This is a genomic window from Pseudomonas sp. GW822-FHT07A10 (assembly GCF_058798795.1).
In genome coordinates this window covers 300639-322217 of the sequence record NZ_JBXAKV010000003.1, presented here as the reverse complement: position 1 = coordinate 322217, position 21579 = coordinate 300639, and the positions used below count along the sequence as shown (strand labels likewise).

Below are 21579 nucleotides of genomic sequence, written 5' to 3'. Positions count from 1 at the left end.
TTTCCTCACGAGGTGACGGCGACTGGCTGCGCGGTGGCGGCCAGCAAACGCTTGATTTCCGGGACGCAGGAGCCGCATTGCGTGCCGCAGCCCAATTCTTGTTTCAAGCCCTGCAAGTCCAGGCCACGGCTGATGCCGGCGCAGACTGCGTTCTGGCTGACGTTCATGCAGTTGCACAGGGTTTTGCTGTCGGATGCCGGGGCGCCAGTGTTGCCTGGTGGCGCACTCAAGGGTGCCAGCAGCCAACGGCGCAGTTGTTCGTCGGCGCGACCTTCGAGCCACAGGCTTTGCAGCCAGTGCTGGGCGAGCGTTTCACCGGCCAGGCGAATCGCGGTGATCCGGCTGTTTTCGATACGAACCCGCTTACCGATCGAGCGCCGGGGATCGTCATAGGCCAACACCGGGCCATCGTTGAGCCCCAGGCATTGATCGATATCACGCAATAGCTGTGGCTCTGGCGCGGTGGCGCTGGCAGCGCGTATCAGCAGCGCAGGGCGTTCACGGCCGGCGAGGCTGAGGCTGGCGTAGGAAAACGCCTCACAGAGTGGTCGCAGTGTCTCCAGATGCTGTTGAACATCGCCTTCAATCAGGGCGAAAAGCTGCCAGGGCAAATTCACAGGCTCGAGTCGCACGCCGCTATGTTTGAGTTCCGGCTGTTTCGACAATGGATCGAAGGCGGGAAGGGTGAGGGTATTCACGCCGCCCTTGAGAAAACGGTCGCCCCAATGCATCGGCAGGAAGGCCTGGCCCGGACGTACGCTGTCGTCGCTGCTGACCGGCAGGATCACCGCGCCCCGGCGGCTTTTCAGATTGATCAGGTCGCCAGGTTGCAGGCGATGCCGACGCAACTCGTCCGGGTGCAGGCTCAGCACGGCTTCGCTGACATGGCCGAACAATTGCGCGGCGGTGCCGGTGCGGCTCATGCCGTGCCATTGGTCGCGCAGGCGGCCGGTGATCAGGGTCAGCGGGAAGCGTGCATCGCGTTGCTCCTTGGCGGCGCGATACGGGTCGGTCACAAACTGTGCACGCCCGCTGGCGGTCGGGAAAACCCCGTCGAGGTACAACCGCGCGGTGCCTTCGCGGGCTCCGGTGGGGAAAGGCCATTGCTGCGGACCGAGCTGGTCGATCAACTCATGACTGATCCCGGACAGGTCGAGGTCGCGGCCACGAGTCAGTTGTTTGTATTCGTCAAAAACCTGCGCCGGGGTTTCAAAGGCAAACAGACTAGTGGCTCCGGGACGCAGATGTTTTTCCAGGCGCTGTGCGAAATCCACCGTGATCGCCCAGTCGGACCGTGCTTCACCGGGTGCGCCGATGGCTCGACGGACGTGGGAAATGCGCCGCTCGGAGTTGGTGACCGTGCCGTCCTTTTCACCCCAACTGGCGGCGGGTAGCAGTAGGTCGGCGAACGCGGCGGTCTCGGTGGTGTGGAAGGCTTCCTGCAATACCACGAATGGACAGGCTTGCAGTGCCTCGCGCACGGCGGTCTGGTCCGGCATCGACTGCGCAGGGTTGGTGCAGGAGATCCACAGGGCTTTGATCTTGCCGCTGCGCATCTGCTCGAACAGTTCGATGGCTGTTAGCCCAGTGTTTTCGGGCAGTTGATCAACGCCCCAGTAGGCGGCCACTTGCGCGCGGTGCTCGGCATTGGCCGCTTCGCGATGGCCTGGCAGCAGGTTCGACAAACTGCCAGTTTCGCGGCCGCCCATGGCATTGGGCTGACCGGTTAGTGAGAAAGGTCCTGCGCCGGGCCGGCCGATTTGCCCGGTGGCCAGGTGCAGGTTGATCAGCGCACTGTTCTTCGCGCTGCCGGCGGTGGACTGATTCAGCCCCATGCACCACAGCGACAGAAAGCTCGGTGACGTGCCGACCCATTCCGCACATTGCTGCAGTTGCTCGACGCTGATGCCACAGAGTTGCGAAACCATTGTCGGGGTGTAATCGCGCACCAGTTTTTTCAGTTCGGCCAGGCCTTCGGTATGGGCCTTGATGAAGTCGCGGTCGATCCAGTCTTCCCACAGCAGCAGGTGCAAAATCCCATGGAACAACGCGACATCGGTACCGGGCAGAATCGCCAGGTGCAGGTCAGCCAGGTCGCAGGTGTCGGTGCGCCGTGGGTCGATGACGATGACTTTCATCTGCGGACGGCGGGATTTGGCTTCTTCCAGGCGACGAAACAGGATCGGGTGGGCGTAGGCCATGTTGCTGCCGACGATCATCACGCAGTCGCTCAGCTCCAGGTCTTCGTAGTTGCAGGGCGGAGCGTCGGCGCCGAGGCTGCGCTTGTAGCCGACCACCGCTGAAGACATGCACAGCCGTGAATTGCTGTCGATGTTGTTAGTGCCCACCAGCGCTCGCGCCAGTTTGTTGAAGGCGTAGTAATCCTCGGTCAGCAATTGCCCGGAGATATAGAACGCGACGCTGTCCGGGCCGTGCTCGGTGATGGTTTGCGCGAATACATTGGCAGCGTGATCGAGGGCGGTGTCCCAGTCGGTGCGGCTGCGGGCCAGGCCTTTGCCCAGGCGCAACTCAGGGTACAGGGCGCGCGCGGTCAGGTCGCCGGTCAGGTGCAAGGTCGAACCTTTACTGCACAATTTGCCGAAGTTGGCCGGGTGTGCCGGATCGCCGCTGACGCCGAGGATGCGTTCGCCATCGTGTTCGATCAGCACGCCGCAGCCGACCCCGCAGTAGCAGCAGGTGGAGGCGGTGATTTGGCGGTCCATCAGCTTGCTTCCCGCAGGGCCAGCAACACCCGGCCATTCTCGACCCGTGCCGAGTGATGGTGGGCGCAGCCGATATCGGGAGCCTGGGCCTCACCGGTTTCCAGATCGATCTGCCAATTGTGTAGTGGGCAGGCGACCCGTTTGCCGTAGATCAAGCCTTGGGACAGTGGTCCGCCCTTGTGTGGGCAGCGGTCGTCGAGGGCGAAAACCTCATCGTCGCTCGTACGAAAAATCGCAATGTCACCTTTCGGGCCGGCGATGATCCGCGAGCCAAGGGTGTTGATCTCTTCCAGTGCGCAGATATCCAGCCAGTTCATACCGACACCTCCAGGTTCTTCACGGGAATGACCTCGAATTCTTTTTTCAGCAGTGGTTGCTCGAGGCGTTCCTTCCACGGGTCCTGTTCGAACGACAGGGAGAATTGCAGGCGTTCGTTGAGTGCCTTGCGCCGTACCGGGTCTTCCAGCACGGCTTTCTTGATGTGTTCCATGCCGACCCGTTGCAGGTAATGCACGGTGCGCTCGAGGTAGAAAGCTTCTTCGCGGTACAGCTGCAGGAAAGCGCCGTTGTATTCGCGCACCTCTTCAGCGGTTTTCAACTTGACGAAGAATTCAGCGACTTCGGTCTTGATCCCGCCGTTGCCACCGATGTACATCTCCCAGCCGGAATCCACGCCGATAATTCCGACGTCCTTGATCCCCGCTTCCGAGCAGTTACGTGGGCAACCGGAGACAGCCAGTTTTACTTTGTGTGGCGACCACATGTTGAACAGGTCATGTTCGAGCTCGATGCCCAGTTGCGTGGAGTTTTGGGTGCCGAAGCGGCAGAACTCGCTGCCGACACAGGTTTTCACGGTGCGGATGGATTTGCCGTAGGCGTGTCCGGACGGCATGTCCAGGTCTTTCCAGACGCCCGGCAGGTCTTGCTTTTTGATCCCCAGCAAGTCGATGCGTTGGCCGCCGGTGACCTTGACCATCGGCACGTTGTACTTGTCGGCCACGTCGGCGATGCGCCGCAGTTCTGAAGGATTCGTCACACCGCCCCACATCCGCGGGACTACAGAGTAAGTGCCGTCTTTCTGAATGTTGGCGTGGGCACGTTCGTTGATCAGCCGCGATTGCGGATCGTCCTTGGCCTCGCCGGGCCAGGTGGAAATCAGGTAGTAGTTGAGCGCCGGGCGGCAGGTGGCGCAGCCGTTCGGCGTGCGCCAGTTCAGGTAGCTCATGGTGCCGGCGATGGTCAGCAGATGCTGGTCGCGGATGGCCTGGCGGATTTGCCCGTGGTTGAGGTCGCTGCACCCGCAGATGGCTTTTTCGCTTTTCGGTTTGACGTCTGCCGCACCGCCCACGGTGTTGATCAGGATCTGTTCGACGAGGCCGGCACAAGAGCCGCAGGAGCTGGCGGCCTTGGTGTGTTTCTTCACGTCGTCGACGCTGAACAGCCCATGTTCCTGAATGGCTTTGACGATGGTGCCTTTGCACACGCCGTTACAGCCGCAGACTTCGGCGGTGTCGGCCATGCTCATGGCTTTGTCCTGGCCTTGATGTCCTACATCGCCTAAAGCATTTTCGCCAAACATTAGGTGATCGCGGATCTCGCCGATGGCATGGTTCTCACGGATCTGCCGGAAATACCAACCGCCGTCTGCCGTATCGCCGTACAGACAGGCGCCGACCAGCACGTCATCCTTGATCACCAGTTTCTTGTAGACCCCGCCGATCGGGTCGGAGAGGGTGATGGTCTCGGTGCCTTCGCCGCCCATGAAGTCGCCGGCGGAGAACAGGTCGATGCCGGTGACTTTCAATTTGGTCGACGTCACCGAGCCCTTGTAAGTGGCGAAGCCCAGTTGGGCGAGGTGGTTGGCGCACACCTTGGCTTGTTCGAACAGCGGTGCGACCAAGCCGTAGGCGGTGCCGCGGTGGCTGGCGCATTCACCGATGGCGTACACCCGAGGGTCGTAGGTTTGCATTGTGTCGTTGACCAGAATCCCGCGGCTGCAAGGGATGCCGGCTTTTTCCGCCAGTTCGGTGTTGGGGCGAATGCCGGCGGCCATCACCACCAGATCGGCGGGGATGATGTCGCCGTTCTTGAACTGCACTGAGCCGACCCGGCCATTGCCGGCGTCGTGCAGGGCCTGGGTCTGTTCGCACAGGCGGAAATGCAGGCCACGGGCTTCCAGGGCGGTTTGCAGGAGTTGGCCGCTGGTTTTGTCCAGTTGGCGCTCCAGCAGCCATTCGCCGATGTGCACCACGGTGACGTGCATGCCCCGCAGCATCAGGCCGTTGGCGGCTTCAAGGCCCAGCAGGCCGCCACCGATGACCACGGCGTGCTTGTGGGTCTTGGCGGTGTCGATCATCACCTGGGTGTCGGCGATGTCGCGGTAGCCGATCACGCCCTGCAAGGTATTGCCGGGGATCGGCAGGATGAACGGGGTCGAGCCGGTGGCAATCAGCAGGCGGTCGTATTCAGCCTCAGTGCCGTCTTCGGCGATGACCCGGCGTTTGACCCGGTCGATCTCCACCACTTTGCGGTTGAGCAGCAGCTTGATGTTGTTTTCCAGGTACCAGTCCAGATCGTTGAGCACGATCTCTTCGAACGTCTGTTCGCCGGCCAGTACGGGGGACAGCAGGATACGGTTGTAGTTGGTATGCGGTTCGGCGCCGAAGACCGTGATGTCGTACAGCTCATTACTCAGCTTGAGCAGTTCTTCCAGGGTACGAACCCCGGCCATGCCGTTGCCGATCATCACCAGTTTTAGTTTTTTCATCAGGTTCTCCGGGGAGCTCGGGCCTGCCTCATCAGGGCATTCAGGCCTTGCTCGACAAAATTTTGCGCAAACAAAAAAAGGCGTCCCGCTAGCTAACTAGCGAGGACGCCTTTGTCCTTGTCCCGTTCTCTCGGGCAGCGCAGCCTTCTACGTTGAAGGCCGGGCTTTATGTATGTTGGGAAAGGTAATGCAGTGGTTGTGCCAAGTCGGACATATGCCGAATTTATCGGCTCTCAGCGTGGGAGAAGGGTGTTTTCGTGCACCGGTTCAATGCGCTATGCCCGGTTTTGAAGCAAAAAAGTCAAAAGATCGCAGCCTACGGCAGCTCCCGCAGGAGATCGTGGGCACCCGAAGGAGCTGCCGCAGGCTGCGATCTTTTGATCTTTTAACCGTGAAACAGCAAAAACATCAGCACCAGGTTCACCAGCAACGACACCAGTGCCAACGTCCGCCAAACCTTCAACGGCTCGCGCTCCAGCAACGGTCTGGGTCGCACGCTCAAACTGCGTCGTTCCCCTTGTTCCAACACCAGCAACCATTCTTCTGCCGTTTCAAAGCGCTGATCCGGGGCTACCGCCACCGCGCGCTCCAGACTCTGCGCGATCCATTCCGGCAGGTCGGGTCGGTAGCGACTGGCGCTGACCGGTACACCAAACCGTGGACGCTGGAATGCTTCGATTTCGCCGTAGGGATAATGCCCGGTGAGCAGGTAATACAAGGTCACGCCGACTGCATACAAATCCTGTTGGGGTGTCGGCGGGTCGCCGCGAAACGCTTCCGGCGCGATATAGCTGGGCGTTCCGGGCAGGGCGAAGGCTTGATCTTCGGACAGCCCCGGACAGTAGGCGAGGCCGAAATCCAGCAGGCGCAACTCGCCGTCGTCCCCCAGCAGCAGGTTCTCCGGTTTGATATCGCGATGCAGGATCTGCCGTCGATGCAGGATGCCGACAGCCCGCAACAAGCGTTCGGCCAAGTCCTGCCATTGCGCCAGGGGCAGCGATGTGACGCGTTCATGCAACTCAGCCAGGGTCGACCCGGAGTATTCACGCATCACGTAGTACAAATGCTGACGCTGACTGGCGGCATGGACTTCAGGGAAGTGTCGACCGGCTACACGCTTGAGAAACCATTCCTCCGACAACAATGCCTGCCCGGCCTGGTGATCGTCACGTAGAGCACCGGGCAAGGTTTTCAGCAACCAGCGCTGTTGTTGTGCATCGCGCACCCGGTAGAGCAGCGATTGCTGGCTCTGGCCGAGAATCCCTTCGACCTGCCAGCCTTCGAAGGTCTGGCCCGGTTTCAGTGCAGGCGGGAGAGGCCATTGCTGCAGATGAATCAGTGCATCGCCAATGCTGGTTTCGCCAAGGGCATCGACCCGCACCAGCAGGGCGCTGGCATTGTCCTGGCTGCCGGCCAGGTGCGCGGCGCTGACCAAGGTCTGCGCGGCACTGTTGAGGTCAGGTTGATCGCGCAGAATCGCCGCGATGGCGGTGTCGCCCAGCACGGCCCAGATGCCGTCGCTGAGCAGCACGAAACTCTCGTTCAGGCGCAATTCGCCGTCCAGAAAGTCCAGCACCAGATGTTGATCCAGCCCCAAGGCCCGCTTGAGCACATGCTGCATGCCCGGCTGGTCCCAGACGTGATCCTCGCTCACCCGTTGCAAGGTGTCGGCGTGCCAGCGGTAAACCCGGCAATCGCCGACATGCGCCAAAGTGAAACGCCTGCCGCGCATCACCAAGGCACTGACCGTGGTCAGCAGCGGTTGCCCGCCGCCGTTGGCCTGCAACCAGCGGTTTTGCGCCAGCAGCAGGCGATCCAGCGCCTGGGCGACACCCCAGGTTTCCGGTGTGGCGTAATAATCCAGCGCCAAAGCCTGCAAGGTCGAACGGGCCGCGAGACCGCCATCGGCGCATTGGCTGACGCCGTCGGCGATGGCGAACAGGTAACCCTTGCTCGCCGCCAGTGCCGGGGCCGGAGTAACCAGGCGCAGAGCGTCCTGGTTCTCTTCGCGAGGCCCGATGGCGCTGGCTTCGGCAAAACTCAGTTGCAGGCTCATTCAGCCCTCACACTCGAGCTGCGGTGACGGCTGCCGAACCCCAAGTGGTTCTCCAGCGACGTTTCACCCCGTGCAGACCGAACCAGGCGAGTACGCCGAGGCTGGCGAACAACCACAAGGCCATTTGGTAGCTGCCGGTACTTTGCTTGATCGCGCCCATGCCGGCCGCCAGTGCGAAGCCACCGATGCCGCCGGCCATGCCGATCAAACCGGTCATCACACCAATCTCCCGACGAAAACGCTGCGGCACCAACTGGAACACGGCACCGTTACCTGCACCTAAACCGAGCATAGTGCAGACGAAAAGCGCCAACGCTGCGTAGGAACTCGGCAGATTGAAACCCACTGTCGCAATGCAGATCGCTGCCACGGTGTACATCGCCAACAGGGTGCGAATCCCGCCGAAGCGATCCGCCAGCGCGCCGCCCAGCGGACGCATCAGGCTGCCACCGAACACGCAAGCAGCGGTGTAGTAACCGGCGGTCACCGGGCTAAGGCCGTACTGGTCGTTGAAGTAGCCGGGCAGGGCGCTGGCCAGGCCGATGAAGCCGCCGAAGGTCACGCTGTAGAAAAACATGAACCACCAGCTGTCGCGGTCACCCAGGGCCTTGAGGTAGTCGGCCATGGACTTGGCTTTCGGCCGCTCAGGGGCATTCTTGGCCAGCCAGGCGAAGACGATCAGGGTCAGGATCAGCGGGATCAGGGCGAAGCCGAACACGTTGCTCCAGCCATACGCGGCGGCCAGCACCGGGGCGATCAGGGCGGCCAGCACGGTGCCCGAGTTACCGGCACCGGCGATGCCCATGGCTTTGCCTTGGTGCTGCGGCGGATACCATTGCGAGGCCAGCGGCAGGGCGACGGCGAAGGACGCACCGGCCATGCCGAGGAACAGGCCCAGCAACAGCGCTTGCTCGTAACTGTGGATGCCGACTTTCCAGGCAACGAGCAGGGCGCTGATAACGATTATCTGGCCGATGATCCCGGCGGTTTTTGGCGACAGGCGATCAGCCAGCAGGCCCATCGCAAAGCGCAATACGGCGCCGGCCAGAATCGGCGTGGCCACTACCAGCCCGCGCTGTTGGGTGGTCAGGTGCAGGTCAGCGGCGATCTGCACCGCCAGAGGGCCGAGCAGGTACCAGACCATGAAGCTCAGATCGAAATAGAGGAAGGCTGCGAACAGTGTCGGGGTATGGCCGGATTTCCAGAAGCTTGAATTCATCGCGCACCTCAGCTGTCAGGCGTATCAAGAAGGAGTCATGAGCTTGCAGGTGGGGCGCCGCAACGGCCGCACCACCAGCCCCGGTCTCTGGGGCCAAAACGGAAAAACGCCGCTACCTGATTCGCAAAAGGGGGCGAATGAGGTGAGCGACGTCTTTGTCGTAGGTGGGGCAACCGCCGTTGGTTACCTTGCAGGGATTACTTAGCGAGATCTGTGCCAACACGTGAGATCGAGGCTTGCCCGCGATAGCGTCCTTCAGCCAAGCAACTCACTCATGGCAATGATTTGCTCCGCCACCTGTATCAGTTTTTGCTGGCGGCTCATGGCCTGGCGGCGCATCAGGGTGTAGGCCTCTTCTTCGTTGCAGTCCTTCATCTTCATCAGCAGCCCCTTGGCCAGCTCAATGCGCTTGCGCTCGGCCAGTTGCTGGTCGCGGGCGTGCAGTTGGGCGCGCAGGGCCTGGTCGCTTTCAAAGCGCGCCATGGCCACATCGAGAATCGGCTGCAAGCGTTGTGCGTGAATACCTTCAACGATGTAGGCACTGACGCCGGACTTGATTGCCTGGCGCATTACGCCGGGGTCGTGCTCGTCGGTGAACATCACGATTGGCCGTGGTTGGTCGCGGGTCACCAGCACCACTTGCTCCATCACATCGCGGCTCGGTGACTCGGTATCGATCAGGATCACGTCCGGACGCACCGTTTCGACGCGCGCGGGCAGGTCGATGGTCAGGCCAGACTCGTCGATGACCTCGAACCCGGCTTCGGTCAGAGCCGCCTTCAGACGCCCGACTTTTTTTGCGGTGTCATTGATCAGCAGGATACGCAACATATTCGTAGGCTCCTGTCAGCGGCTGGCGAGAAGGGGAGCGCTGTCGCTCATGGCGTGCAGCGTAAAACTGCGGGCATAGCCGGCCGGGTCCGAACCGTCCCAGATCTTGCCGTCGATCAGTTGGCTGCTGCGCATTTCCTGAGTCCGGGCGGGCACGCCGACAGCGGTGGTGGCCTCACGGTATAAGTCTAGTTGCTGGACTTGGCGGGCCACGCCGAGGTAATCCGGGTCGTCACGCAGCAAACCCCAGCGACGGAACTGGGTCATGAACCACATGCCGTCGGACAAGTACGGCAGATTGACCTCGCCGCCACCGTGGAAACGCATCGCGTGCGGGTCTTGCCAGCGATTGCCCAAGCCGTCGGCGTAGTCACCGAGCAAGCGCGGTTCGATGCAATCGAGCGGGGCATCCAGGTATTCGGGGGCGCTCAACAGTTGCGCGGTGCTGCGGCGATTTTCGCGGCTGGCTTCGATGAAGCGGCTGGCCTCGAGGATCGCCATCACCAAGGCCCGGGCGGTATTGGGGTATTGCTCGACGAAGGCGCGGGTGCAGCCGAGGACTTTTTCCGGGTGGTCGGGCCAGATGGTCTGGGTGGTGGCCATGGTGAAACCGAGATTCTGTTGCACCGCACTGGCAGCCCACGGTTCGCCGACGCAGAAACCGTCGATGCGCCCGGCTTGCAGGTGCGCGATCATTTGCGGCGGGGGGACGACCACGCTGTCGACATCCTGCAACGGATGAATGCCCTGGCTCGCCAGCCAGTAATACAGCCACATGGCGTGGGTGCCCGTGGGAAATGTCTGGGCGAAGGTCAGTTTTGGGCGACTTTGGTGCACGTGATGGTCCAGTGCTTCAGGACTGGTCACGCCCAGGGCCTGCAAGCCGTGGGAGAGGTTGATGCTCTGGCCGTTCTGGTTCAGGCCCATGAGCACGGCCATATCGGTGGAGGCTACGCCGCCGATGCCCAGATGCACGGCGTAAATCAGGCCGTACAGGCTGTGGGCGGCGTCGAGTTCGCCGCTGACCAGTTTGTCTCGCAGGTTGGCCCAGGACGACTGGCGCTTGAGGTTCAGGGTCAGGCCGTAAGGCTGGGCGAAGCCCTGGGTGGCGGCGACCACCACTGAGGCGCAGTCGCTCAGAGCCATGAAGCCAAGGTTGATTTCGGTTTTTTCCGGGGCATCGCTGCCGTTGACCCAGGCCAGTGGGCCGGCTGATGGTTCATTCATCGATTTGCACCTTCCAAAAAAAACGTCGCCCCATGGCCTCTGCGCGAGCAGAGCCGGTGACGACGCCATTGTCCTGCCACTCATTCCGTCGTTGGCATGAGTGCTGATGACCATGTTGGTGCAAGGCATATGCCATCGCTGGCTGATTTTGTCGTGCGCCTCGCCTGTGGACTCGATGCGCGGCTATAATCGCCGCCTCTCATCGCCACCCGAGTCAAGCCTGCCCATGTACACCCTGGCCCGTCAGCTGCTGTTCAAACTTTCCCCGGAAACCTCCCACGATCTGTCCCTGGACCTGATCGGCGCGGGCGGACGTTTGGGCCTCAACGGCTTGCTGTGCAAGGCACCGGCGAAAATGCCGGTGACGGTCATGGGCCTGGAGTTCCCGAACCCGGTGGGTCTGGCGGCCGGTCTGGACAAGAACGGCGCGGCGATCGACGGATTTGCCCAACTGGGTTTCGGTTTCGTCGAAATCGGCACCATCACCCCGCGCCCGCAACCGGGTAATCCGAAACCACGGATTTTCCGCTTGCCGCAAGCCGAGGCGATCATCAACCGCATGGGTTTCAACAACCTTGGCGTCGATCACTTGCTCGCTCGCGTGGCCGCGGCCAAGTACAAGGGCGTGCTGGGTATCAACATCGGCAAGAACTTCGATACGCCGGTTGAACGTGCGGTCGACGATTACCTGATCTGCCTGGACAAGGTTTACGCCCACGCCAGCTACGTGACCGTCAACGTCAGCTCACCGAATACGCCGGGCCTGCGCAGCCTGCAATTCGGCGACTCGCTCAAGCAATTGCTCGCCGACCTGGCCACGCGCCGGGCGGAATTGGCCCTGCGCCACGGCAAACATGTGCCGCTGGCGATCAAGATCGCACCGGACATGAGCGATGAAGAAACCGCGCAGGTGGCCCAGGCACTGATCGAAACCGGGATGGATGCGGTGATCGCCACCAACACCACCCTGAGCCGCGTCGGCGTCGAAGGCCTGGAGCACGGTGACGAGGCGGGCGGGTTGTCCGGCGCACCGGTTCGCGACAAGAGCACCCACACCGTGAAGGTGCTGGCGGCGGAACTGGCCGGTCGCTTGCCGATCATCGCCGTGGGCGGTATCACCGAAGGCAAGCACGCAGCTGAGAAAATCACCGCGGGTGCGAGCCTGGTGCAGATTTACTCCGGCTTCATCTACAAAGGCCCGGCGTTGATTCGTGAGTCGGTAGACGCCATCGCCGCGCTGCGCTGAAGGCAGTGTAGGGACCTTGTGCTGAGGGCTTTTGTGGCGAGGGGGCTTGCCCCCGTTCGGCTGCGAAGCAGTCGTAAACCCTGTGTCCGTGTTCTCTCTGATTCACCGCGTTGCCTGGTTTTGGGGCCGCTTCGCAGCCCAACGGGGGCAAGCCCCCTCGCCACAATGGTTTCTTCGCTGAATTTGGAGCAGGCATAAAAAAGGGCTCCCCGAAGGAGCCCCTGGGCCGAAGCCCGCCGTCCGGATAGGACGTGCGTGGTTAAGTCGTAGCGTAATCAGATTGTCGTGTCGGAGTGTGTGCCCTGTATTAGCCGACGGCGTGAAGTTCGTTGAGTCTGTGGATTCCCGCAGTGCCGGTCATACCGTCCCAATTGTCGCCGCGTCCTTCTCGCCAGCCATTGATCCAGGCTTGGCGTACCGACGGTAGAGTAAAAGGGCAAAGCTCACGGGATTTACCACCAACGCCATATTGATATCCGCGCAAAAATGCTCTTTCCAACGGATCACGCTTAAGTCTTCTCATAGGGTGTTTCCCTCACTTGTTGACTGTATGTATCGCGTCGACCTCAATCGAGGTCAGGCAGAAAAATTCTGCCGTTGGTGGCTCGCTGCCGGCGTCGCGAGCCAAGGTGTTGACGCCGTTGCGACGTCAACCTGAGTTGAGTTCTAACCAATGCGTCACATCGAGGGAATGACCGTTTTGTCATAAGAACGTAACCATAAAGATGCTATGGCCATAAGTAACACGATATTTGTGCCGTGTTGATTGGCCAAAGCCCGGTATGATCGGCCCTCCGCTGGATGCTGGGGGTTGTGCCTTAACGAGAATGACACCCGTTGCTCTTGGGTATTATTCGACGAAGGGTCGACTTATGACATTTTGTTTCATCAACTTTTTTATCTGCCCTGGCATCTAAGCTCTTTTAACCCGAGCAGTCAGGGTGGGACGGCACACCTTCGTGCCACGCGGGCGTTCTGTTAGAAAAACGCCTGATTGAAAACCGGATCGGCAACGCGTTGCCGGTTCACTTAGCTAAAGGCTCTGGAATTACCATGTCCGATCGTTTCGAACTCTTCCTCACTTGCCCCAAAGGCCTTGAAGGTCTGCTCATCGAGGAAGCCGTCGGGCTTGGCCTTGAGGAAGCACGCGAGCACACCTCGGCTGTGCGCGGCATGGCCACCATGGAAACCGCTTATCGCTTGTGCCTGTGGTCGCGTCTGGCGAACCGGGTGCTGTTGGTGCTCAAGCGCTTCCCGATGAAGGACGCCGAAGACCTCTATCACGGCGTGCTGGATATCGATTGGCAAGACCACATGCTCAACGACGGCACCCTGGCCGTCGAATTCAGCGGTCACGGCTCTGGCATCGACAACACGCACTTTGGCGCCTTGAAGGTCAAGGATGCCATCGTCGACAAACTGCGCACCCCGCAAGGCGATCGTCCGTCCATCGACAAGCTCAACCCGGACCTGCGCGTTCACCTGCGTCTGGACCGTGGCGAAGCCATCCTGTCCCTCGACCTGTCCGGGCACAGCCTGCACCAGCGCGGTTATCGCTTGCAGCAAGGCGCGGCGCCGTTGAAGGAAAACCTCGCGGCAGCGATTCTGATCCGTGCCGGCTGGCCGCGCATTGCCGCCGATGGTGGCGCGCTGGCTGACCCGATGTGCGGTGTCGGCACGTTCCTGGTGGAAGCCGCCATGATCGCCGCCGACATGGCGCCGAACCTGCGTCGCGAGCAGTGGGGCTTCACCGCCTGGCTCGGGCACGTGCCGGCGCTGTGGAAAAAGCTCCACGAAGAGGCCACCGAACGCGCCGCGGCCGGCCTGGCCAAGCCACCGCTGTGGATTCGTGGTTACGAAGCCGACCCACGCCTGATTCAACCGGGCCGCAACAACGTCGAGCGTGCCGGCCTGAGCGAGTGGATCAAGATCTACCAGGGCGAAGTGGCAACGTTCGAGCCGCGTCCGGACCAGAACCAGAAAGGCCTGGTGATCTGCAACCCTCCGTATGGCGAGCGTCTGGGCGATGAGGCGAGCCTGCTCTACCTCTACCAGAACCTCGGCGAGCGTCTGCGTCAGGCGTGCTTGAACTGGGAGGCGGCGGTGTTCACCGGCGCCCCGGACCTGGGCAAGCGCATGGGCATCCGCAGCCACAAACAGTATTCGTTCTGGAACGGCGCATTGCCGTGCAAATTGCTGCTGATCAAGGTCACGCCAGACCAGTTTGTCACCGGCGAGCGTCGCACCCCGGAACAGCGTCAGGCCGAGCGTGAACAGGCGGCCTATGATGAAGCACCGAGTGAGCCGCAAGAGCGCAAGTACAACAAGAACGGCAATCCGATCAAACCGGCTCCGGCACCCGCCCCGGTGATCGAGCAGCCGCGCCTGAGTGAAGGCGGGCAGATGTTTGCCAACCGTCTGCAAAAGAACGTCAAGGCGCTGGGCAAGTGGGTCAAGCGTGAAGGCATCGACTGCTACCGCGTCTACGATGCCGACATGCCGGAATATTCCATGGCCATCGACCTGTATCACGACTGGGTCCACGTTCAGGAATACGCCGCGCCGAAATCCATCGATCCGGAAAAAGCCTCGGCGCGGATGTTCGATGCCCTGGCGGCAATCCCGCAGGCGTTGAACATCGACAAGAGCCGCGTGGTGGTCAAGCGTCGCGAACGTCAGAGCGGCACCAAGCAGTACGAACGCCAGAGCGCCCAGGGCAAGTTCAACGAGGTCAACGAAGGCGGCGTGAAGCTGCTGGTGAACCTCACTGACTACCTCGATACCGGGCTGTTCCTCGACCACCGGCCGATGCGCATGCGGATTCAGAAAGAGGCGGCCGGCAAACGCTTCCTCAACCTGTATTGCTACACCGCGACTGCCAGCGTGCATGCGGCCAAGGGCGGTGCGCGCAGCACCACCAGCGTCGACCTGTCGAAAACCTACCTGGATTGGGCGCGTCGCAACCTGTCGCTGAACGGTTTCTCTGACAAGAACCGTCTGGAGCAGGGCGATGTGATGGCTTGGCTCGACGCCTGCCGTGACGAGTACGACTTGATCTTCATCGATCCGCCGACCTTCTCCAACTCCAAGCGCATGGAAGGGATCTTCGACGTGCAGCGTGATCAGGTGCAGTTGATCGACCTGGCGATGGCGCGTCTCGCGCCGGGCGGGGTGTTGTACTTCTCCAACAACTTCCGCAAGTTCCAGCTCGAGGAAAACCTCACCGAGCGTTATGCCGTTGAAGAAATCACGGCCCAGACCATCGATCCGGATTTCGCCCGTAATGGCAAGATCCACCGTGCCTGGAAGATCACTGCTCGCTGACACTTGAGCCTGATTGGATCCACAGAGCCTTGATTTTTAAAGGCTCTTTGGTTCTTTCAGTGCTGGTCAAATTAGTGGCTAATAGCTATAACTCAACTCATGGCCAATGGGCTTTCCGGCACCTGGCGTTATGAGTTGCGTTTATGTCGTTACACGCCGTGCGCCCCAAGATCCTGGGTTTTATCAGCGAAGATGTCTCGGCCTGGCTGGTCGCGCTGCTGGTATTGCTCGTCGGCGGGATTCTTACGGGGTTACTGGCCTGGGCCACGCTCAATCAGTTTCATCAGCAAATGCGGCAACGTTTCCAACTGCTCGCCAGTGAACGCTACAGCCGTATCGAAGAACGTTTCGAAGATCAGGAGCAGCGCCTCGATGGCCTGCGCCGGTTCTTTGCCAATTCCGAGTCGGTGTCCCGCGAGGAATTCGACGGTTACGCCAAACCTCTTCTGCGGCGCACCCAAGCCTATTCCTGGGCACCACGGGTTTCCCGCGCCGAACGCCCCTTGCTTGAACGCTTCGTGCATGACGAAGGCTTGAGCAATTTCACCTTTCGCGAACTCACCGCCGACGGCCAGTTGCAACCGGCCGCGGAACGGGACGAGTACGTGCCGGTGCTCTATACCCAAACCCAGAGCCGACTGCCCACGCCGCTGGGTTACGACCTGCTGGCTCAGCCCCTGCGCCGTTCGACCCTGGAGCGTGCCGATCGAACTGGCCGCATGGCTGTCTCGCAACCATTGCATCTGGTAGGCATTGAGCCTGCCTATTCACGGGGGGTGTTGCTGGTGGCCCCCGTCAGCCGTCAGCACCTGCCGGACACCACGCCCGTCGGGTATGTGATGGCGGTGATCAGCATGCGCCAGCTGCTGGCGGACGGGCTGCCGGAAGAGAATCATGATTCTCTCTCGGTGCGCATTCTCGACTTGTCCACCGATGACCAACACGAAGTGCTGTACGAGTCGACCAACCCGGCGGGGGCCAGTGACTTGTCCTCCACGCGCTTGCTGCGCCTGGCCGACCACGATTATCAAGTGGATATGCGCCCCAGTGCTGCGTTCCTGCAAGCCAACCATTCCTCAGTGACCAGCCAGGTGGTGCTGGGTGGTTTACTCAGCTTGTTGCTCAGTGTGTTTCTCTATGTGTTGGTCAGCCAGCGGCAACGGGCGCTGAAAATGGTCGAGCAACGGACCGAGGAACTGCACGCCCGTGAGCAAGAGCTGCGCGGCACGCATGGCCAATTGCGCGGCGTGCTGGATGCTGCGACTCAGGTGGCGATTATCGCCACCGACCTGCGCGGGATCGTCAGCACTTTCAACGCCGGTGCCGAGCACATGCTCGGTTACTCCAGTGCGCAGGCCGTGGGCCACATGACCCTGGAAAACCTGCACCTGCCCCGGGAGCTCGAGGCGCGGTCGGCGGAGTTGAGCGCGCGCTATGGCAAGCCGATTCCGACCTGTCAGGCCATGTTGGTCGAAGGCGGGGAAGAGGGCGGTCACGAGGCCCGGGAGTGGACGCTGGTGCGCCGCGACGGCAGCCATTTGACGGTGAACATGCTGGCGACCCCGGTTCTCGACGAGCAGGGTTTGTGGGTCGGGCACTTGGCGATCTGTATCGACATCACCGAGCGCAAGCGCGTCCACGAGGCCCTGGCGGCGCGGGACTTGTTGTTGAAGAAACTCAGCGCCCATGTGCCCGGCGGGATTTACCAGTTCAAGATGGAGTTCGATGGGCGCTTCAGCGTGATCTATGCCAGCGACGGGATGCGCGAGATCTACGAACTCGAACTGGAGGTACTGTTGAGCAATGCCGAAGCGGTGTTCTCGCGGATTCATCCTCAGGACTCGCGCCGGGTCCGCGCATCGATCCAGGTGTCGGCGGACAACCTCAGCCCCTGGCGCGAAGAGTATCGCGTGCTATTGCCCGAGCGTGGCCTGCGCTGGGTCCGCGGCGAAGCGACGCCGGAGGAGCTGCCCGGTGGCGGTGTGCTGTGGCATGGCTACATTTCGGACATTTCCGACCTCAAGCGGGTGGAAGAGGAGTTGCGCGCACTGTCGGTGACCGACTCCCTGACCGGGATCCACAACCGCCGCTACTTTCAGGAGCGCCTGACCACAGAAATGGCCCGGGTCGAGCGCGGTGGTGGCGAGTTGTCGGTGATCATGCTCGACATCGACCACTTCAAACGCATCAATGACCAGCACGGCCATGCCGTGGGCGATCGGGTATTGCAGGCGGTGTGTGAGCGTATTGGCCGTCGCCTGCGGCGCACCGATGTGTTCTGTCGCCTGGGGGGCGAAGAGTTCATGGTGCTCTGTCCGGACATCGACGGCGAGCAGGCTCATGTGCTGGCCTTGGAACTGTGGCAAGGGTTGCGCAGTTCGCCGATCGACGAGGTGGGGATCGTTACCGCGAGTTTCGGGATTGCCAGCTGGCGGGCCGGGGAAGGCGCGGATGCGTTGCTGTTGCGGGCGGATTCGGGGGTTTACGCGGCGAAGCAGGCGGGACGGGATCGGGTTGAGGGGCAGATGAGCTAGGTCTGCATACAGACCCTGTTGGAGATTCTATGTTGCAGGGTTGCCCTGCAACATAGAATCTCCAACATTGGATCTGAGGTGTTCTATGGATCCGGTTACAACACCGATGCCGTGGTCGGCAGTTTCGGCTGGCGATACAGGTCCAGCAGCACCTGATCCAGCACCGAAGACGCGCCAAACGGAGCCTTGTCGTTAAGAATCGCCACCACCGCCCAGGTATTGCCATTGACATCGCGGCTGAAGCCGGAGATGGCACGCACGGTGTTCAGGGTGCCAGTCTTGACGTGGGCTTCACCGGTCATGGCCGTGTGTTTCAGGCGTTTGCGCATGGTGCCGTCGGTGCCGGCAATCGGCATCGAGCTGATGAACTCGGCGGCGTACGGGCTGCGCCAGGCGGCTTGCAGCATTGCGGCCATTTCACGTGCGCTTACCCGTTCGGCGCGGGATAGGCCGGAACCGTTCTCCATCACCAGGTGCGGTGATGTGATGCCTTTCTGCGCCAGCCACTGACGCACCACACGCTGGGCCGCTTTCGCGTCATCACTGTCGGCGTCGGTGCGGAATTTCTGGCCCAGGCTCAGGAACAACTGCTGAGCCATGGTGTTGTTACTGTATTTGTTGATGTCGCGAATGATTTCCGCCAGGTCTGGCGAGTAGGCCCGGGCCAGCACCTTGGCGCTGCTCGGCGTCGGTGCCAGACGATCCTGGCCCTGGATGCTGCCGCCCAATTCCTTCCAGATCGCGCGCACGGCGCCGGCGGTGTAGGTCGCGTGGTCGAGTAGCGACAAATAGGTCTGGGAGCTGCAACCTTCGCCCAACTGGCCGCCGACGGTCACGGTGACGCTGCCATCAGCCTGGGTCACCGGGTTGTAGCGCACGCCCCCGGTGCATTGCTTGGAGTTGAGTGCCTTGACCTGATTGTCGATGCGGATGCTGGCAATCGGCGGCTCGACCGACACCAGGACCTTGCCCGAGTCGTTGCGGGCCACGAAACGCAGGGCCTTAAGGTTGACCAGCAGTGCGTCGGGCTTGACCAGGAACGGTTTGTTCTCGTCATTGCCGTCGTCGTTGAACTCGGGCAGTTGCGGTTGCACGAAGAAGCCGCGGTCGAGCACCAGGTCGCCGGTGACCTGGGTCACGCCATTGGCGCGCAAGTCGCGCATCAGCAGCCAGAGTTTTTCCATGTTCAGCTTCGGATCGCCGCCACCCTTGAGGTAGAGGTTACCGTTGAGGATGCCACCGCTGAGGGTGCCGTCGGTGTAGAACTCGGTTTTCCACTGATGGTTCGGGCCTAGCATTTCCAGCGCCGCATAGGTGGTGACCAGTTTCATGGTCGAGGCCGGGTTGACCGAAACGTCAGCGTTATAAACGGTTGGGGTGCCCGGGCCGTTAAGCGGGATCATCACCAGCGACAAGGCGCTGTCCGGCAATTTGCTGGCCTTGAGGGCCTTTTCAACGTTGGGCGACAGGGCGGTGTTGATCGGCGCGGCGGAAATGGGGAGAGCCAGGGGCAGAAGAAGGCTGGCCAGCAGCAATGGACGCAAAGATTTGATCATCTGAAATAAAACCCTACAGCCGAGGGGGAAAAAGACGAGGGCATGGTGATAAATTCCCTCAGCGGTCATGAAAGTGTCGGCATTATGCCCCAAGGTGCAAGGGCTTGTGCCGCACCTTGGTCGACTAATCCGCTATTTTTTTACCGACGGTAGACGTCGCGCCGTTCTGAGGCGGGTAATCGGCGCCTTAAACTGCTAAAGTGCCGCCCGTTATTACTTATGAGGATTGTTCCAATGGCGACTAACCGTTCCCAGCGTCTGCGCAAAAAACTGTGCGTCGATGAATTTCAAGAGCTGGGTTTCGAACTGAACCTGGATTTCAAAGAAGATTTGGCTGATGAAGCCATTGATGCTTTCCTCGACGCGTTCCTGAAAGAAGCCATGGAAGCCAACGGTCTGGGTTATGTGGGCGGCGATGACTTCGGTCTGGTTTGCCTGCAGAAGCGTGGCTCGGTGACCGAAGCACAGCGTGCCGCTGTTGAAGCCTGGCTCAAGGGCCGTAGTGAATTGACCAGCGCTGAAGTCAGCCCGCTGATCGACGTCTGGTACCCGGAAAAGCCGATCAATCCGGTAGCCTGATGTTCAAAAAAAACGGCGACCCCAAGGGTCGCCGTTTTTTTTATACCTGCTTTTTATAGGCGCATGGCTTGCCCGCGAAGGGGCCCTCAGGCCTTGCGCCAATTCAGAATCACCAGCGTCAACACCCCCGCGACAATCCCCCAGAACGCCGAGCCGATGGAAAACAGCGTCAGCCCCGATGCCGTCACCATAAAGGTAATCAGCGCCGCTTCGCGTTCCTGCACTTGCGCCATGGCAATGCTCAGACCGTTGATGATCGAGCCGAACAGCGCCAGCGCGGCAATCGACAGCACCAATTCTTTAGGCAACGCGGCAAACAACGCCGCCAGTGTCGCGCCGAACACTCCGGCAATCCCGTAGAAAATCCCGCACCAGACCGCTGCCGTGTAGCGCTTGTTGCGATCCTCATGGGCGTGCGGCCCGGTGCAGATCGCTGCGCTGATGGCGGCCAGGTTGATCCCGTGGGAGCCGAACGGCGCCAACAGCAACGAGGCGATGCCGGTGGTGGTGATCAGCGGCGAGGCCGGCACGTTGTAGCCGTCGGCGCGCAAAACGGCGATGCCCGGCATGTTCTGCGAGGTCATCGCCACCACGAACAGCGGGATGCCGATGCTGATGGTCGCGGCCAGGGAGAAATGCGGCGTGGTCCAGACCGGCGTCGCGACTTCCAGGTGAAAGCCACTGAAATCCAGCAACCCCATGAAACCGGCCAGCGCGGTGCCAATCAGCAGTGCCGCGAGCACGGCGTAGCGTGGCGACAGGCGCTTGACCAGCAGATACGTGAAGAACATCCCCAGGACCAGCGCGGTGCGGTGCTGGGCGGCGACGAAAATCTCGCTGCCGATCTTGAACAGAATCCCCGCCAGCAACGCCGCCGCCAACGAGGCCGGAATCTTTTTCACCAGCCGTTCGAAACTGCCCGTCAGGCCGCACACGGTCACCAACACTGCGCAAGTAATGTAGGCGCCGATGGCCTCGCCGTAGCTGACACCGCCCAGGCTGGTGATCAGCAACGCCGCGCCGGGGGTCGACCAGGCAATGGTAATCGGGGTGCGGTAGCGCAAGGACAGGCCGATCGAGCACACCGCCATGCCGATGGAGATCGCCCAGATCCACGACGAAATCTGCCCGCTGCTCAGGCCCGCCGCTTGCCCGGCCTGGAACATCAGCACCAGGGAGCTGGTGTAACCGGTCATCATGGCGATGAACCCGGCGACAATGGCCGAGGGCGACGTGTCGGTCAGGGGACGAAGCTGCGTGTGCGTGGCGTCGGTCATGACAGCGGTGTTCCTTGTTCTGATAAAGATGTCCGTAGCCGCTGAACCTGTAGGAGCGAGGCTTGCCCGCGAAGGCGTCGTGTCATTCAACATTGATATCGACTGACACGACGCCTTCGCGGGCAAGCCTTGCTCCTGTAGGGATTGTGTTCAGGCTGCGAATTCTGCGTTCAAGCCTAAACTGAAACGTAACCGGTCGTTGCAATACAGCAAAGGCGACAAACAGCCGTACAGTCGTGT

Annotated in this window: 14 protein-coding genes; 4 read left to right on the top strand and 10 right to left on the bottom strand. The window is 61.2% G+C overall.

Translation table 11 applies throughout. The features are described from left to right. Nucleotides 1–5 precede the first annotated feature (5 nt). The 7 genes from AC1RL4_RS07765 to AC1RL4_RS07735 all read right to left on the bottom strand — a co-directional run bounded on the left by AC1RL4_RS07765 (nucleotide 6) and on the right by AC1RL4_RS07735 (nucleotide 10823). On the bottom strand, nucleotides 6–2723 hold the full coding sequence (locus tag AC1RL4_RS07765; RefSeq protein WP_230174190.1) for a nitrate reductase: 2718 nt from the start codon (nucleotides 2721–2723) through the stop codon (nucleotides 6–8). Beyond that, complete coding sequence (nirD, locus tag AC1RL4_RS07760) at nucleotides 2723–3040, bottom strand: nitrite reductase small subunit NirD (RefSeq protein WP_007902067.1); 318 nt, start codon at nucleotides 3038–3040, stop codon at nucleotides 2723–2725. The genes AC1RL4_RS07765 and nirD overlap by 1 nt, the downstream gene beginning before the upstream one ends. Then, the gene (gene nirB / locus AC1RL4_RS07755) at nucleotides 3037–5490 is read right to left on the bottom strand and encodes a nitrite reductase large subunit NirB (protein ID WP_007940642.1); all 2454 of its coding nucleotides are present in this window, start codon (nucleotides 5488–5490) and stop codon (nucleotides 3037–3039) included. The genes nirD and nirB overlap by 4 nt, the downstream gene beginning before the upstream one ends. 385 nt (nucleotides 5491–5875) lie before the next feature. Beyond that, on the bottom strand, nucleotides 5876–7546 hold the full coding sequence (locus AC1RL4_RS07750) for a bifunctional protein-serine/threonine kinase/phosphatase (RefSeq protein ID WP_230174188.1): 1671 nt from the start codon (nucleotides 7544–7546) through the stop codon (nucleotides 5876–5878). Nucleotides 7547–7553: 7 nt separating this feature from the next. Further along, complete coding sequence (locus tag AC1RL4_RS07745) at nucleotides 7554–8765, bottom strand: nitrate/nitrite transporter (protein ID WP_018925267.1); 1212 nt, start codon at nucleotides 8763–8765, stop codon at nucleotides 7554–7556. A gap of 255 nt (nucleotides 8766–9020) precedes the next feature. Continuing rightward, nucleotides 9021–9596 carry an ANTAR domain-containing response regulator gene (locus AC1RL4_RS07740; RefSeq protein WP_018925269.1) on the bottom strand — a complete coding sequence of 192 codons (576 nt, stop codon included), beginning with the start codon at nucleotides 9594–9596 and terminating at the stop codon, nucleotides 9021–9023. Nucleotides 9597–9611: 15 nt separating this feature from the next. Continuing rightward, nucleotides 9612–10823 (bottom strand): CmpA/NrtA family ABC transporter substrate-binding protein, encoded by a 1212-nt coding sequence (locus tag AC1RL4_RS07735; RefSeq protein ID WP_230174186.1) that lies wholly within the window; start codon nucleotides 10821–10823, stop codon nucleotides 9612–9614. A 226-nt stretch (nucleotides 10824–11049) separates the two neighbouring features. On the opposite strand from AC1RL4_RS07735, the gene AC1RL4_RS07730 reads away from it, so the two are divergent. Beyond that, nucleotides 11050–12069: a quinone-dependent dihydroorotate dehydrogenase gene (locus AC1RL4_RS07730; protein ID WP_026331742.1), complete on the top strand. Its 1020-nt coding sequence runs from the start codon at nucleotides 11050–11052 to the stop codon at nucleotides 12067–12069. A gap of 307 nt (nucleotides 12070–12376) precedes the next feature. Here the strand turns inward: AC1RL4_RS07730 and rmf are convergent, their stop codons facing one another. Continuing rightward, nucleotides 12377–12592, bottom strand: coding sequence for a ribosome modulation factor (gene rmf, locus AC1RL4_RS07725; protein WP_003223300.1), 216 nt, complete (start codon nucleotides 12590–12592; stop codon nucleotides 12377–12379). A 530-nt stretch (nucleotides 12593–13122) separates the two neighbouring features. Here rmf and rlmKL point away from each other — a divergent pair. Together rlmKL and AC1RL4_RS07715 are read left to right on the top strand one after the other, a co-directional pair. Next, nucleotides 13123–15393 carry a bifunctional 23S rRNA (guanine(2069)-N(7))-methyltransferase RlmK/23S rRNA (guanine(2445)-N(2))-methyltransferase RlmL gene (gene rlmKL, locus AC1RL4_RS07720; protein ID WP_019579762.1) on the top strand — a complete coding sequence of 757 codons (2271 nt, stop codon included), beginning with the start codon at nucleotides 13123–13125 and terminating at the stop codon, nucleotides 15391–15393. Between the two features lie 143 nt (nucleotides 15394–15536). After that, on the top strand, nucleotides 15537–17927 hold the full coding sequence (locus tag AC1RL4_RS07715) for a sensor domain-containing diguanylate cyclase (RefSeq protein ID WP_028941087.1): 2391 nt from the start codon (nucleotides 15537–15539) through the stop codon (nucleotides 17925–17927). 95 nt (nucleotides 17928–18022) lie between these two features. Here the strand turns inward: AC1RL4_RS07715 and dacB are convergent, their stop codons facing one another. After that, on the bottom strand, nucleotides 18023–19483 hold the full coding sequence (dacB, locus tag AC1RL4_RS07710) for a D-alanyl-D-alanine carboxypeptidase/D-alanyl-D-alanine endopeptidase (protein ID WP_028941088.1): 1461 nt from the start codon (nucleotides 19481–19483) through the stop codon (nucleotides 18023–18025). Between the two features lie 234 nt (nucleotides 19484–19717). Between dacB and AC1RL4_RS07705 the strand changes: the two genes are divergently transcribed. Beyond that, nucleotides 19718–20062, top strand: a complete 345-nt coding sequence (locus tag AC1RL4_RS07705; RefSeq protein WP_018925275.1) for a YggL family protein — start codon at nucleotides 19718–19720, stop codon at nucleotides 20060–20062. A gap of 86 nt (nucleotides 20063–20148) precedes the next feature. Here the strand turns inward: AC1RL4_RS07705 and AC1RL4_RS07700 are convergent, their stop codons facing one another. Next, nucleotides 20149–21339, bottom strand: coding sequence for a benzoate/H(+) symporter BenE family transporter (locus AC1RL4_RS07700; protein ID WP_018925276.1), 1191 nt, complete (start codon nucleotides 21337–21339; stop codon nucleotides 20149–20151). Nucleotides 21340–21579: the final 240 nt, after the last annotated feature.